Source organism: Streptomyces colwelliae (assembly GCF_048158785.1).
In the GTDB taxonomy this organism is placed as follows: Bacteria; Actinomycetota; Actinomycetes; order Streptomycetales; family Streptomycetaceae; genus Streptomyces.
The window spans coordinates 13,977-27,963 of sequence record NZ_JBLTJC010000122.1; the positions used below are offsets into that span (position 1 = coordinate 13,977).

A 13,987-nucleotide genomic window follows, 5' to 3' on the forward strand; every position below is an offset into this window, starting at 1 on the left:
ACGGGCACCCCTCGGTCCATTCCCGGCCCTGTCCGGTGGCCTAGGCAGTGTCCCGGCGGCCCGGCGGGAACTCGTTGCCGTCGGTGTCGGAGACCGTCGCGAACCAGGACGCAGCCCAGACCGTGAGGCAGTCCGGCTCGTGACTCATGTCGAACGGGTGGCCGCTCCATGTCCCGTACGACGTGACGTACACCGCCTCCCCGGGCTCCAGCCAGTAGTCCTGGCCGAACGGCTCCAGCCACAGCTGCAACTGCCGCTCGCCGTCGTTCTGCACCAGGATCGGCACCGGGTTCCCCAGCTGCCGGATCCCCTCGAAACTGAAGTCTCCGGCCCCGGGCATGTTCGTCCGCAGCGGACCGATGAAACGTTCGATGTGAGCCCGCGCCCCCACGTCCTGTTCGTCCACGGGATCAGTGTGGCAGCGCCGCACGGCCGGAATCACACCGGGCGCCCACGGGCGGGACGGCCTACACCGCCACCACCGCCGCCCGCTCACGAGCCGCCCGTACCGCCTGCGAGAGCCCCTCGATGTCGTACGCGCCATGGTGTCTACGGCCGTTCACGAAGAAGGTCGGCGTGCCCGCGACCCCGCTGAGGTCGGCCGACTCGACGTCCTCGGCGACATGGCCCGCCCCCTCGTGGGCCCGCATGTCGCGTACGAAGCGGGCGGTGTCCAGGCCGATCTGTTCGGCGTAGGCCCGCAGGTCGTTCAGGCGGAGGGCGCCCTGGTGGCTGAGGAGCAGGTCGTGCATCTCCCAGTAACCGCCCTGAAGCGCGGCGGCCTCCGCGGCCTCGGCGGCGAGCTGGGCGTGCGGGTGGACGTCGGTGAGCGGGAGGTGCCGCCACACGTACCGCACCTCGTCCCCGAAGGACCCGAGCAGTTCGCGGACTACCGGCTCGGCCTGCCCGCAGTACGGGCATTCGTAGTCGCCGTACTCGACGACGGTCACCGGCGCGTGCCGCGGGCCGCGCAGGTGGTCGCGGTCGGGGTCGACGGGGACGGACAGGTCGACGATGGTCTCGGCCCGGCCGAACAGGATCCTGGGCCGGATCTGCGGCGGCAGCAGTCCGATCACGCCGGTGACCAGCCGGCCGACCAGGAACGAGCCGATGACGGCGCTGAGGATGCCCGTCTTCGCGTCCTCCAGCGTGGTCCCGTCGAAGGCGAGGGTCGCGATCAGCAGGGACACCGTGAAGCCGACGCCGGCCAGCGTGCCGCCTGCGGTCACCGCTCCCCAGCCGACCGGCGGCCGGGTCCGCCCCCGGGACAGGACGCTGGTCAGCGCCGTCGACGAGACGATGCCGAGCGGCTTGCCGACGACGTACCCGATGAGGATGCCCAGCGCGACGGGCGAGGTGAAGGCCCTGGCGAGCTGTTCCCCGCTGATCTGGAGACCGGCGTTGGCCAGCGCGAACAGCGGGACCACGGCGTAGCTCGCCCACGGGTGGTACATGCGCTGGAGCCGGTCGTTCGGGGAGATCGCGGAGGCGATGCCGGCCCGCACGTCGCGTTCCAGCTCGGGTGTGGGCTGCTCGCGGAAGAGCCGGAACAGGCCGGTGGCGCGTTCCAGGTCGTCGCGTCCCGCCGGGTAGGCGTACGTGATCAGCCCCATGGCGAGTCCGATGACGACGGGGTCCACGCCCGACTTGAGCAAGGCGACCCACGCGACGAGCCCGAGCAGCGCGTACAGCGGGCCCCGGCGCACCCGTAACCGCCGGAGCAGCATGACGACGGCGAACGTGCCCACGGCGACCAGGAGCGCCGGTACGGCGATGTGGTCGCTGTAGAAGACGGCGATCACCACGAGCGCCAGGAAGTCGTCGACGACGGTGATCGTGAGGAGGAAGACCCGCAGCCCGGGCGGCATGTGACGGCCCACGACGGCGAGCATGCCCAGCGCGAACGCCGTGTCGGTGGACATCACCGCGCCCCAGCCGTTCGCCGTCCCGTGCCCGCTGTTGATCGCCAGGTAGATGGCGATCGGCACGAGCATGCCGCTGGCGCCCGCGACCATCGGCAGGGCGAGGCGCCTGCGCTCGCGCAGCTCACCCATGTCGAACTCGCGGCGCGCCTCCAGACCGACGACGAGGAAGAACAGCGTCATCAGCCCGCTGTTGACCCACTCGCGCAGATCGAGGGAGACCCCGTGCGAACCGAGCCGGACGGAGAGATGGGTCTCCCAGAACGTCTCGTACGCCGACGGTGCCGCGTTCGCCCAGACGAGCGCGACGAGCGCAGCCGCCACCAGGACGGCGGCGCTTCCGGTCTCGGTCCGCAGGAAGTCACGCAGCGGGGTGCGGGCTTCGTCGCCGCACGTCGTCTGCCCCGTGTAGTCGGTCGTTTCGAAGGACATACGGGGTTCACTTCCGTCGTGCGTCATGGCTCACGTGACGCCCCAACACCGCCTGCCACACCATTCATTCCTACGGCAGCCAGTACCACGGCCTCCGGGTCAGCCGCCCAGCGCCGCCCCGACCACGGCCTTCGCCTCCTCCTGCACCTGGCCGAGGTGGTCGGGACCGAGGAAGGACTCGGCGTAGATCTTGTAGACATCCTCGGTGCCGGAGGGCCGCGCCGCGAACCAGGCGTTGGCGGTGGTCACCTTGATGCCGCCGAGGGCCGCGCCGTTGCCGGGTGCCTCGGTGAGGACGCCGGTGACGGGTTCGCCGGCCAGGGTGTCGGCGGTGACCTGCGCGGGCGAGAGCTTGGCGAGCAGGGCCTTCTCCTCGCGTGACGCCGGGGCGTCGATCCGGGCGTAGGCGGGCGAGCCGAACCGGTCCGTGAGCGCCGCGTAGTGCTGGGACGGGGTCTTCCCGGTGACCGCGGTGATCTCGCTGGCGAGCAGCGCCAGGATGATGCCGTCCTTGTCGGTGGTCCACACCGAGCCGTCCCGGCGCAGGAAGGACGCGCCGGCCGACTCCTCGCCGCCGAAGCCGAGCGAGCCGTCGACCAGTCCGTCCACGAACCACTTGAAGCCGACGGGCACCTCGACGAGCCGGCGTCCGAGGTCGGCGGCGACCCGGTCGATCATCGAGGACGACACCAGCGTCTTGCCCACGCCCGCGTCGGCGGGCCACCGCTCGCGGTGGGCGTAGAGGTAGGCGATGGCGGTGGCCAGGTAGTGGTTGGGGTTCATCAGGCCCGCGTCCGGGGTGACGATGCCGTGCCGGTCGGAGTCGGCGTCGTTGCCGGTGGCGATGTCGTACCGGTCGCGCTGGGCGATCAGCGAGGCCATCGCGTACGGCGACGAGCAGTCCATGCGGATCTTGCCGTCCCAGTCCAGCGTCATGAACCGCCAGGTCGGGTCCGTGAGCGGATTGACCACGGTCAGGTCGAGCCGGTGCTCCTCGGCGATCCGGCCCCAGTAGGCGACGGACGCCCCGCCCAGCGGGTCGGCGCCGATCCGCACACCCGCCGTACGGATCGCGTCCAGGTCGAGGACGCTCGGCAGGTCGGCGACGTACGTGCCGAGGAAGTCGTAGCGTCCCGTGCCGGGGGCGGCGAGCGCGCGGGTGTACGGGATGCGGCGGACGTCCTTCAGGCCGCTCGCGATGATCTCGTTGGCGCGGTCCTGGATCCAGGAGGTGATCTCGGAGCCGGCCGGGCCGCCGTTCGGCGGGTTGTACTTGAAGCCGCCATCACCGGGCGGGTTGTGCGAAGGCGTGACCACGACGCCGTCCGCGAGGCCCGAGGTCCGGCCGCGGTTGTGGGCGAGGATCGCGTGGGACACCGCCGGGGTGGGCGTGTAGCCGTCCGCGGTGTCGATGAGGACCGTGACCTCGTTGGCGGCGAACACCTCCAGCGCGGTGACCCTCGCGGGCTCGGACAGCGCGTGGGTGTCGGCCCCCAGGAAGAGGGGGCCGTCGGTGCCCTGGTCGGACCGGTACTCGCAGATGGCCTGGCTGGTGGCCGCGATGTGATCCTCGTTGAACGCGGTCGCCAGGGACGAGCCCCGGTGCCCGGAGGTGCCGAACGCCACGCGCTGCCCCGGCTCGGCGGGGTCCGGGTGCAACGCGTAGTACGCGGTGACCAGTCGGGCTACGTCTACGAGATCCTCTGCGCGGGCCTGTTCGCCCGCTCGCTCGTGTGGCATGGTGCCCGCTCCTCCGTATCGACCAACTTCGCGTACGGCCCCATCTTTCCTCGTCAGGGGCGCGTTTAGCGAGTACACCCCCTCCGCCTGTGGAAAACCCCGACCGCCGCTGTCCGTCAGTACCGGTGGCGCCTGTCGAGCTGCTTCAGCACCGCGCCCGCCATGGCCGCCTCGCCCTTCGCGTTGGGGTGCGCCGGAGCCGCCGGGGAGGCTGGCTGAAGCGGTTCTATCCAGCGGTCGGCGGGCGCCTTGCACATGTCGTGGCCGATCGTCGGGCCGTAAGTGTCGACGTACTCCGCGCCGTTGAGCGCGGCCACCACACGGAGCATCAGGTTGAGGCGCTTGCCGGTGTCACGGAGATAGGAGAAGTCTTTGGCGGCGAACGGCACCGAGGGGTAGCAGCCGCTGCCGTCGTCGGGCAGGAGGTCCGGGTAGCCGACGACGAGCACGCGCGCGTGCGGTGCCTGCTTGTGCACCGCACGCAGGACCTTGGTGACCTTCGGCGCGGTGTTGAGGACGGCCAGCGCCAACTGGTCGGCGCCGGAGGAGTTGTAGTAGCGCTGGCACGGGTTGCCGGTCAGGTCCGTGGCGCTGAGTTTGGCGCAGGTGCCGATGATGGTGCTGAACCCGATGTCGTTGCCGCCGATCTGGACGGTCACCAGGTCCGTGTTCCGCTGTACGGCGTCCAGTTGGGGCGGGTTGGTGCCCTGCGCCTTCCACATCTCGGCGGTCGTCGCGCCGCTGCAACTCACGTCCTTGAGGACGGTCTCTCTTTGGTCCGCCGTCACCACGGAGGGGTAATTGTGGTCGGAGCGGGCGCAGTTGGCGTCCACCTGGGTCGGTATGTAGGGGCCCGAGGTGTAGGAGTCGCCGAGCGCCACGTACTGAGTGGAACGGCCGTGCCCATGGCCCGAGTTGTGCGCGGCCGCCGGTGTCGCGGAGGCGACGACGAGGGCGCAGCCGCTGACCGCCGCGGCGACCGCCACGGTCCTGCCGCGGTGGTGCGCCGTCGTGGCCGGATGCGTCTCACGCTTCATGAGGTTCCTCCCCAGGTTCGAGACGGTGCGACGGGGCGGGCCCGATGCGGTCGTCTCTCGTTCAACTGGCCTTGTATACCGGTCGGTAGGTACCTGGGGCCAGAGGTCTGGAGGGACGAGTTCGCTGCCCGAAGTGTCATGGCTCCCGCCGAAACAGTTCGGCCGGTTTGGTGGCCGGTTCCCGTCCCCGCGCACGTGGACCACGTCCGGCGGGTATCCCTACCGCAGGCGTCAACGCGCTTGGGGGTGGGGGGAGTTGGCTCTGTTGCCGCAGAGGCTGCGGAGGCACGAGAAGCGCGAGTCATGGCGCTCACGAAGGCGCGAGGCGATCCGTGCACTGCGCGCCCAGGGACGCTACGGCCCCGGACTGCGCGAGGTGCTGCCCGCCCTCGTCGTGGTCGCCGTCGTCGTGTGCGGGATCGTGGCCGGACTCGCCGTGGCGTACCGCGTCCTCGGCACCGGCGCTCTCGCCGGCGGGCTGGCGCTGCTCGCCGCGGTCACGGTGGCCGTGGTCCGGCACAACCGCCCGCTCGCCCGTCGCCGACTCGGCTACTACACGCCCGAGGAGATCGCCGACCTGGATGTGGAGGGGCTCGCCCTGGCCGTGTCCCGGATGCTGCGCCGGGACGGCTGGCGGGCGCTCGCCCGGCCCGACGCGCAGGGCCAGCCCCGTGTCCGCGCGCGCGACCGGCTCGGCCGCCGTCTGGAGGTGGCCTTCCGGCCGGTCGCGGAACCGCTGCCCGACGAGGAGACACCGACGCGATCCACACCCTCGGTCGGCTCGGGACCGCATCTCCGTCTCGTCGTCCACCGGGGCACCTTCAGCCGACGTGACGTGCAGTGGGCGCGCCGGCAGGGCGGCATCCAGCTCATCGACGGCTCACGTCTGCGGCGCTGGGCCCACGGCACTCCCCTGCACCGGCTGCCCGAGGTCCCCTGACACGTCTCCTGACACACGGAACGAGCCGCGGGCGCGGGGCCCACGGCTCGTTCACGGTACGGCTCGTCAGTCCGCGCTCTCGCAGTGGTTGCCCAGAGCGGGGTTCAGCAGACCGATCACGTCGATCGAGTTGCCGCACAGGTTGAGGTCCAGGTCGATCGGCACCTGAACGACGTTTCCGGAGAGCACGCCCGGGCTGTCGCTGGCGGTCCCGACGGGGTCGGGGTCCGCGCTCGCCGTACCGGCGCACAGCAGCAACGCCGCACCCGCCAGACCCACCGCGGCCGTCAGACGCTTCCTCATGAAGAACTCCTGTCACTCGGAGGGGCATGTCCCTCCACGCTGAGGGTGCTTCGGGGGGTCACGACACTCTTCGGCCGCCGAACGGGTGGTGGCCGCCCACTCGTCAGGCCTCCAGACCGGCGGCGATCGTCGCCCCCAGCTCCCAGCACGCCTCGGCACCGGCCCGGTCCGGTTCGCCGCTCAGCGTCACCGGGTCCGCGGCGCGCCGCCAGCCCAGCCCGGTCGTGATCGACTCGATGCCGCGCACGGCTCCGGTCACGTCGTTCCCGCCGTGCACGTAGTAGCCGAAGGGCCGGCTCCGGGTCTCGTCCAGGCAGGGGTAGTAGATCTGGTCGAAGAAATGCTTGAGCGCGCCGGACATGTAACCGAGGTTCGCGGGCGTCCCCAGCAGAAAGCCGTCGGCGGCCAGCACGTCCGACGCGGTCGCGGACAGCGCGGCACGCCGTACGACCCGCACGTCCTCGATCTCCGGTGCCGTGGCTCCGGAGACGACGGCTTCGAACATCGCCTGGCAGTTGGGCGAGGGGGTGTGATGGACGATCAGCAAGGTGGGCACGCGCTGAACCTACTCGTCGGCCGGAACCACCTTGGTCACGGTGCCCTGAGTGCTGGCCTCCAGGAAGCCACCGGAGCCGTATTCGTCGCTCAGATAGATCGCCATGCGCGCCGGGGTGTCGCCGCCGTTGGTGCTCGGCGGCCGGAGCAGCAGGTAACGGCTCGTCGGTTTCTCGACCTTGAGGTCCTTGTTCGCGCGCTTCAGCAACGCGGGAACGGCGTCCCAGTTGAAGTCGTCCAGCTTCACCGGCTGGTCTCCGTCTATCACCGTGCCCTTGTTGTCGAACGCCTCGTCGAAACCGGTACCGGAGCGGTAGGTGTAGCTGACGTACTTGGTGTTGCTGCCTTTCACCATCACATCCGCGATGACGTATCCCGGATAGACGGAGAAGTCGGAGAAGCGGTCGCTGCCCGTCTTCTCCTCGAAGGCCTTGATCGCGGTCCGGATGCCGGACGGGGTGAGCATGTCCTGGGTCTTCACGGCGGCGCTGCTCTGGCTAGCCGAGACGGTGGGCGTGGTCTGCTGCTGCGTCTGACCGGTGGCGCCCGAGGACGCCGACGTGTCTTTCTTGTCGTTCCCGTCCGGCAGCACCTTCCAGGCGAGCGTGCCCACCAGCAGGACGCCCACGACGCTGGAGGCGACCGTGACACCCCGGTTCCGCTTCGCCGGGCGTCGCCGGCTGCCCGTCTCCGGCATGCCGTCGGTGGGCGGCAGTGACGGAGGCATCGGCGGTGCGAGCCGGTACGAGGTGGTCTCGGGGCGTCGGTCCTCGGGCTGTGCCGCGGCGGCGTCCAGCATCCGGCCGACCGTTTCGGCGTCCGCCCGCGCCTCGGGATCGCGGACCAGCACACAGGACAGCACCGGCATCAGCGATCCCGCCCGCACCGGTGGCGGCACATCCTCCTGGAGTACGGCGGCCAGCGTGGCCAGGGTCGTACCGCGCTGGAGCGGGTGGTATCCCTCGACGGCGACGTACAGCATCATCGCGAGCGACCACAGGTCGGCGGCGGGGCCGCCGCTCTGGCCGGTCACCCGTTCCGGGGCCATGTAGTCGGGGGTGCCGATGATCGAGCCGGTGGCGGTGAGGGCGGTGGCGTCGCGGATGGCGGCGATGCCGAAGTCGGTGAGGACGGGGCGGCCGTCGGTGCGCAGCAGGACGTTGGCGGGTTTCACGTCGCGGTGCTGGACGCCCGCCGCGTGCGCCGCGTTCAGGGCGTCGAGCACGCCGCGGCCGAGCTGGGCGGCCTCGGCGGGGGCCATGGGTCCGCGGGCCAACCGGTCGGCGAGCGAGCCGCCCTGGACGAGTTCCATGACGAGCCACGGGTACGTGCCGACGCCCTCGTCGACGATGTGATGGATCGTCACCACGTTCGGGTGCTCGACCCGGGCCAGGGCGCGTGCCTCGCGCAGGACCCGCTGGCGCAGCAGCTCCGCCGCGTCGGGGTCGTACTCGGCGAGGTCGATGTCCGGCGGCCGGACCTCCTTGACCGCGACATGGCGGTGCAGCAGCAGGTCACGGGCGCGCCACACCGTGCCCATGCCACCGCCGCCGAGCCGGGACTCCAGCTCGAAGCGGCTGTCGACGACCCGTCTGCCGGGCTCCCCCTCGTTCATGCGGAGGAGCTTATGTGACGAACGCGCATGCCTGTGCGTCGAGTTCGGAGGATGAGAAACGTCCGGGCCGGCCCGCGAGGGCCGACCCGGACGTCAGTGGTGCGTCGCCGTGGAACTACTCGGACTCAGACGAGGTCGAAGCGGTCCAGGTTGGAGACCTTGACCCACGCGTCGACGAAGTCCTTCACGAACTTCGCCTTCGCGTCGTCGCTCGCGTAGACCTCGGCGAGCGCGCGCAGCTCGGAGTTCGAGCCGAAGACCAGGTCGGCGCGGGTGCCGGTCCACTTGACCGCGCCGGAGGCGTCGCGGGCCTCGAAGGTCTGCTGGTCCGCGGAGGTCGACGTCCACGTGGTGCCGAAGTCGAGCAGGTTCACGAAGAAGTCGTTGGTCAGCGTGCCGACCTTGTCGGTGAGGACACCGTGCGTGGACTGGCCCTGGTTGGCGCCCAGGACACGCAGGCCGCCGACGAGGACGGTCAGCTCGGGGGCGCTCAGCGTGAGCAGGTTCGCCCGGTCCAGCAGCAGGTACTCGGCGGGAAGGCGGTTGCCCTTGCCGAGGTAGTTGCGGAAACCGTCGACGGTCGGCTCCAGCGCGGCGAACGACTCGACGTCCGTGTGCTCCTCGGTCGCGTCGACACGGCCCGGCGTGAAGGGGACCTCCACGTCGACGCCGCCGTCCTTGGCGGCCTTCTCGACCGCGGCGGCACCGCCGAGGACGATCAGGTCGGCCAGGGAAACCTTCTTGGCGCCGGAGTTGAACTCCGCCTGGATGCCTTCCAGGACACGCAGCACCTGAGCGAGCTGGTCGGGGTCGTTGGCCTCCCAGCCGCGCTGCGGCTCCAGGCGGATACGGGCACCGTTGGCGCCGCCGCGCTTGTCGCTGCCCCGGTGGGTGGAGGCGGACGCCCACGCGGTGGACACGAGCTGCGAGACGGTCAGATCCGAGGCGAGGATCTTCGCCTTGAGGGCCGTGACGTCGGCGGCGTCGATGGTCTCGCCCTCGGCCTGCGGCAGCGGGTCCTGCCACAGCAGGGTCTCGGAGGGGACCTCCGGTCCGAGGTACAGGGACTTCGGGCCCAGGTCACGGTGGGTCAGCTTGAACCAGGCGCGGGCGAAGGCGTCCGCGAACTGGGCCGGGTTCTCGTGGAAGCGCTTCGAGATCTCGCCGTAGATCGGGTCGAAGCGCAGCGAGAGGTCGGTGGTGAGCATCGTCGGGAGCTTCTTGGCGTCGCTGTGGGCGTCCGGGATGATCGCCTCGGCGTCCTTGGCCACCCACTGGTTGGCGCCGGCGGGGCTCTGGGTGAGCTCCCACTCGTAGCCGAAGAGGATGTCGAAGAAGTCGTTGCTCCACTGGGTGGGCTTGGTGGTCCAGGTCACCTCGAGGCCGGAGGTGATCGCGTCGCCGCCCTTGCCGCTGCCGTAGGTGGACTTCCAGCCCAGGCCGAGCGCCTCCAGCGGGGCGGCCTCGGGGTCGTCGCCGACCGACTCGGCCGGGCCCGCGCCGTGGGTCTTGCCGAAGGTGTGACCACCGGCGATGAGGGCGACGGTCTCCTCGTCGTTCATCGCCATGCGGCGGAAGGTCTCGCGGATGTCGCGGGCCGCGGCCAGCGGGTCCGGGTTGCCGTTGGGGCCCTCGGGGTTGACGTAGATGAGGCCCATCTGGACGGCGCCGAGCGGGTTCTCCAGCTCGCGGTCGCCGGTGTAGCGCTGGTCGTCGAGCCAGGTGGTCTCGGGACCCCAGTACACGTCCTCGTCGGCCTCCCAGACGTCGGCGCGGCCGCCGGCGAAGCCGAAGGTCTCGAAGCCCATCGTCTCCAGCGCCACGTTGCCCGTGAGGATCATGAGGTCGGCCCAGGAGATGGACTGGCCGTACTTCTTCTTGACCGGCCACAGCAGACGGCGGGCCTTGTCGAGGTTTCCGTTGTCCGGCCAGCTGTTCAGGGGCGCGAAGCGCTGCTGACCGCGGCCGCCACCGCCGCGGCCGTCGCTGATGCGGTAGGTGCCGGCGCTGTGCCAGGCCATCCGGATCATCAGCGGGCCGTAGTTGCCGAAGTCCGCCGGCCACCAGTCCTGCGAGGTGGTCAGTACCTCGGCGATGTCCTGTTTGACGGCCGCGAGGTCGAGGGCCCCGAACGCCTCGGCGTAGTCGAAGTCCGCGCCGAGCGGGTTCGCGACGACCGGGTCCTTCGCGAGGATCTTCAGGTTGAGGCGCTCCGGCCACCACTGACGGTTACCGCCGCCCTGGGTGGGGTGCGCGGCGCGCCCGTGCGCGACGGGGCAGCCCCCGGCATCCTCCGACTTCGCGTCCGTGACGATTGCGTCGTGGTTCTCAGACATGGGAATCCTTCCAGAACGGGGTGGTACACGTGGCTCAGGAACTGGGGGCTGCGGTACAGGCGGGGCACAGGCCCCAGTAGATGACCTCGGCCTCGTCGATCGAGAAGCCTTGGTCGTCGGCGGCGGTCAGGCAGGGTGCCTCGCCGACCGCGCAGTCGACGTCGGCGACGACACCGCACGACCTGCACATGAGGTGGTGGTGGTTGTCGCCGACGCGTCCTTCGAAGCGGGCGGGGCTGCCTGCCGGTTCGATACGGCGTATGAGTCCGGCCGAGGTCAGCGCGTGGAGCGCGTCGTAGACGGCCTGGAGCGATATGTGTCCTACGCGGTCACGGACCCCGGACGCGACCGCCTCGACATCGAGGTGGTCGCCGTGCCGGACGGTCTCGAGCAGCGCGACGCGGGCTGCCGTCACCCGCAGGCCGGCACCGCGCAGCTCCTCGGCGGTGGTCGGTGGCTGGGATGCGGTCATGGCGCTCAACCTACAGCCATAAACACGAGTGATTCAAGAAAACAAATGGTTCAAGTTTGATGTCGTGCCGGGGTGGGCTGTGTGGAGCGGTCCCAGGTGGTGGCGGTGACCCCACGTTCCCGCAATACCGCCTTGCGAACTTTGCCGGTCTCGGTGAGCGGAAGCTCACGGACGGTGTCGATGTACCGGGGCACCGCGAACGGCGGCAGCTCGCCCGCGCAGTGCCGTACGAGGTCAGCGGGATCCAGCACCTGTCCGGGCCCGGGGACGACCGCGACCATGACCTCGTCCTCGGCCAGCTCCGAGGGCACCGGGAACGCCGCCGCGTCGGCGACCGCCGGGTGCGAGCGGACGACGGACTCCACCTCCTGCGAGGACACGTTCTCGCCGCGCCGCCGGATCACGTCCTTGATCCGGTCGACGAACCGGAACCACCCGTCAGCTTCCCGCACCACTCGGTCCCCGGTGCGCCGCCAAGCGGTGGGACCGGGCTCGGACTCCCCCAAGTACCCGGTGCAGAAGGCGAATTCATGGGCGCTACGGACCATCAGCTCACCGGCGACGCCGTCCGCGACGGGATCGAGCAGGTCGTCGACCACCCGCGCGGAGAACCCGTCGCGCACGGTACCGACGTAACCGGGCCGCTGGTCCTCGGGCACGGCCCCGATGACCAGGTTCGTCTCCGTCGACCCGAACCCGTCGACCAACGTGACCCCGAACCGCTCCCGGAACGGCTCCCACGCCGAGCCGGGAGTGGCAGGGGAGAGCCCGCGCCAGGCCCGATGCGCACGGTCGCCGGGGCCCGGCGGCTGGGCCAGGAGCATCGGCACCATCGCACCCAGCAGATAGACGGCGCTCGCCCCGGCCTCCGCCACGCGCTCCCAGTACCGCGTGGCGGAGAACCGCTCACCGATCACACAGCTCGCCCCCACGGCCATGGCGTGCGCGAGGGTGTTCAGCGCGTTGGTATGGAAGAGCGGCAGGCACGTGTACAGCACGTCGTCGGCGGTGAGCCGGAGCGAGTCGGAGACGTTGCGCCCCCACCAGACGGTCTGCGCGTGCGGGCAGCGCACGCCCCGCGCCGCCCCCGTGGTCCCCGAGGTGAACAGCACGAAGGCGGTGTCGTCCGGGCGTACTTGGGCCGGCGGCAGGGCGGGGGCCATGCCCGGCGCCGGGACGCCGTCCCCGCCGACGACCCACAACTCCCCCTGAAAACCGCCCGCTACGGCCCGCTCCACCAACTCCTTCTCCACCAACAGGAATTGCGGTTCCGCGGCACGCAGCACCTGCCGAAGCCCACCACCCCGCAGCCCGGTGTTGAGCGGGATCAGCACCGCACCCAGCCAGGCGCAGCCGAGGATGAGATCGACGACCTCGATGCGGTTGTCGGCCATGACGGCGACGCGGTCACCCGGTCGGCAGCCGCGCTCGGCGAGCGCGGCTGCCATCGTGGCGGCGGCCGTTCGGGTCTCCGCGTACGTCCGTGTCACCGACCCCACCCGCAGAAAGGGCCGCTCCCCGAACTCCCCGGCCGCCGCGTCGAGGAGGCCGGGGATGGTGTCGGTCACCGTAGGACCCCGGCCTCCCGGAGCCGCTGGACGCGCTCCGTCGAGAACCCCGCCACCTCGCTCAGTACGGCGTCGGTGTCGGCGCCGAGTACGGGCGCGGCCTCGCGGATCCCGCCAGGTGTGCGGGTCAGCCGGATCGGGACGCCCTCGTGGAGGAAGGCGCCCGCGACCGGGTGCTCCTTGCGCACGTAGAAGCCGCGGGCCCTCAACTGCGGGTCGTGCTCGACGAGTTCACGGCCGTCCTGCACGGCTCCGGCCGGGATGCCGTGCGCCTGGAGCGCCTCGGCGGCGACGTCGGCGGGGAGCGTGCGGGTCCACTCCCCCAGTACGGAGTCGACGAGGGCTGTCGAACGGCGCCGGGCCGGTGCCGTGAAAGTCCTTTCGTCGGTGGCGAGTTCGGGTCGGCCGATCACCTCGCACAGCGCGGCCCATTCGGTGTCGTCGCGGACGCTGACCGCCAGCCAGCGGTCGGTGCCGAGGCACCGGTAGACGCCCTGCGGGCTCCAGTTCGGGTGGGTGTTGCCGCTCGGTGTGACCGCCGGGCCGCCGAGGAGGCTGGTGCCCATGTGGGCCGCTGTCGCCTCCAGTTGGGAGAGGTCGATGTGCTGTCCGCGTCCGGTGACGGCACGGTGCTCCAGCGCGGCGACCGTGGCGAGGGCGGCCTGTAGGCCCGCGACGATGTCACCGTGGCCGTAGATCACGCCGACGACGTCGTCCGGGCCCCAGCCGGTCAGTCCGGTCAGGCCCGCGCTCGCCGAGACCGTGTCGGCGTACGACACCCAGCCGTTGCGCGGTCCGGTGTGGCCCATGCCCGACATGCTGACATAGACGAGGTCCGGGTTGATGCGGCACAACTCCTCGTAGCCCAGGCCGAGCTTACGCATGACCGTGGAGCTGAAGTTCTCCACGAGGACGTCGCAGTGGTCGATGAGGTCGCGGAGGACCTCGACGCCTTCTTCGGTGCGGGTGTCGAGGGCGATGCTGCGTTTGTTGCGGTTGACCTCGTTGAAGTAGCCGTTGGTGTCCGGGTCCGTGTGGGGGCCGCGGGAGAGGTGCATGAAGGGGGC

At 70.8% G+C, this 13,987-nt stretch carries 12 protein-coding genes; 1 reads left to right on the forward strand and 11 read right to left on the reverse strand.

The annotated features are described in order from the left end of the window. Positions 1 to 40 precede the first annotated feature (40 nt). The 4 genes from ACNFOC_RS24745 to ACNFOC_RS24760 form a co-directional block, all read right to left on the reverse strand. Positions 41 to 406 carry a hypothetical protein gene (locus tag ACNFOC_RS24745; RefSeq protein WP_416961285.1) on the reverse strand — a complete coding sequence of 122 codons (366 nt, stop codon included), beginning with the start codon at positions 404 to 406 and terminating at the stop codon, positions 41 to 43. 61 nt (positions 407 to 467) lie between these two features. After that, on the reverse strand, positions 468 to 2,354 hold the full coding sequence (nhaA, locus tag ACNFOC_RS24750) for a Na+/H+ antiporter NhaA (RefSeq protein WP_416961286.1): 1,887 nt from the start codon (positions 2,352 to 2,354) through the stop codon (positions 468 to 470). Between the two features lie 99 nt (positions 2,355 to 2,453). Then, positions 2,454 to 4,094, reverse strand: a complete 1,641-nt coding sequence (pgm, locus tag ACNFOC_RS24755; RefSeq protein WP_416961287.1) for a phosphoglucomutase (alpha-D-glucose-1,6-bisphosphate-dependent) — start codon at positions 4,092 to 4,094, stop codon at positions 2,454 to 2,456. A gap of 116 nt (positions 4,095 to 4,210) precedes the next feature. After that, positions 4,211 to 5,131: an SGNH/GDSL hydrolase family protein gene (locus ACNFOC_RS24760; RefSeq protein WP_416961288.1), complete on the reverse strand. Its 921-nt coding sequence runs from the start codon at positions 5,129 to 5,131 to the stop codon at positions 4,211 to 4,213. Positions 5,132 to 5,396: 265 nt separating this feature from the next. On the opposite strand from ACNFOC_RS24760, the gene ACNFOC_RS24765 reads away from it, so the two are divergent. Continuing rightward, positions 5,397 to 6,071 (forward strand): hypothetical protein, encoded by a 675-nt coding sequence (locus ACNFOC_RS24765; protein ID WP_416961289.1) that lies wholly within the window; start codon positions 5,397 to 5,399, stop codon positions 6,069 to 6,071. Positions 6,072 to 6,137: 66 nt separating this feature from the next. Here ACNFOC_RS24765 and ACNFOC_RS24770 read toward each other — a convergent pair whose 3' ends face one another. The 7 genes from ACNFOC_RS24770 to ACNFOC_RS24800 form a co-directional block, all read right to left on the reverse strand. Then, positions 6,138 to 6,374 carry a chaplin gene (locus ACNFOC_RS24770; protein WP_416961290.1) on the reverse strand — a complete coding sequence of 79 codons (237 nt, stop codon included), beginning with the start codon at positions 6,372 to 6,374 and terminating at the stop codon, positions 6,138 to 6,140. 103 nt (positions 6,375 to 6,477) lie between these two features. Continuing rightward, on the reverse strand, positions 6,478 to 6,930 hold the full coding sequence (locus ACNFOC_RS24775) for a flavodoxin family protein (RefSeq protein ID WP_416961291.1): 453 nt from the start codon (positions 6,928 to 6,930) through the stop codon (positions 6,478 to 6,480). A gap of 9 nt (positions 6,931 to 6,939) precedes the next feature. Further along, complete coding sequence (locus tag ACNFOC_RS24780; protein ID WP_416961292.1) at positions 6,940 to 8,544, reverse strand: serine/threonine-protein kinase; 1,605 nt, start codon at positions 8,542 to 8,544, stop codon at positions 6,940 to 6,942. Between the two features lie 125 nt (positions 8,545 to 8,669). Continuing rightward, on the reverse strand, positions 8,670 to 10,880 hold the full coding sequence (gene katG / locus ACNFOC_RS24785) for a catalase/peroxidase HPI (protein WP_416961293.1): 2,211 nt from the start codon (positions 10,878 to 10,880) through the stop codon (positions 8,670 to 8,672). A 34-nt stretch (positions 10,881 to 10,914) separates the two neighbouring features. After that, positions 10,915 to 11,352: a Fur family transcriptional regulator gene (locus ACNFOC_RS24790; RefSeq protein WP_363094062.1), complete on the reverse strand. Its 438-nt coding sequence runs from the start codon at positions 11,350 to 11,352 to the stop codon at positions 10,915 to 10,917. Positions 11,353 to 11,402: 50 nt separating this feature from the next. Next, positions 11,403 to 12,920, reverse strand: a complete 1,518-nt coding sequence (locus tag ACNFOC_RS24795) for an AMP-binding protein (protein WP_416961294.1) — start codon at positions 12,918 to 12,920, stop codon at positions 11,403 to 11,405. Next, on the reverse strand, positions 12,917 to 13,987 hold a 1,071-nt coding region (locus ACNFOC_RS24800; RefSeq protein ID WP_416961295.1), incomplete at its 5' end, for a CaiB/BaiF CoA transferase family protein. The genes ACNFOC_RS24800 and ACNFOC_RS24795, both read right to left, overlap by 4 nt.

Coding starts and splice junctions, on each gene's coding strand:
- pgm (WP_416961287.1), bottom strand. CDS start 4,094: ATGCCACACGAGCGAGCGGGCGAACAGGCCCGCGCAGAGGATCTCGTA.
- ACNFOC_RS24760 (WP_416961288.1), bottom strand. CDS start 5,131: ATGAAGCGTGAGACGCATCCGGCCACGACGGCGCACCACCGCGGCAGG.
- ACNFOC_RS24790 (WP_363094062.1), bottom strand. CDS start 11,352: ATGACCGCATCCCAGCCACCGACCACCGCCGAGGAGCTGCGCGGTGCC.
- katG (WP_416961293.1), bottom strand. CDS start 10,880: ATGTCTGAGAACCACGACGCAATCGTCACGGACGCGAAGTCGGAGGAT.
- ACNFOC_RS24770 (WP_416961290.1), bottom strand. CDS start 6,374: ATGAGGAAGCGTCTGACGGCCGCGGTGGGTCTGGCGGGTGCGGCGTTG.
- ACNFOC_RS24780 (WP_416961292.1), bottom strand. CDS start 8,544: ATGAACGAGGGGGAGCCCGGCAGACGGGTCGTCGACAGCCGCTTCGAG.
- nhaA (WP_416961286.1), bottom strand. CDS start 2,354: ATGTCCTTCGAAACGACCGACTACACGGGGCAGACGACGTGCGGCGAC.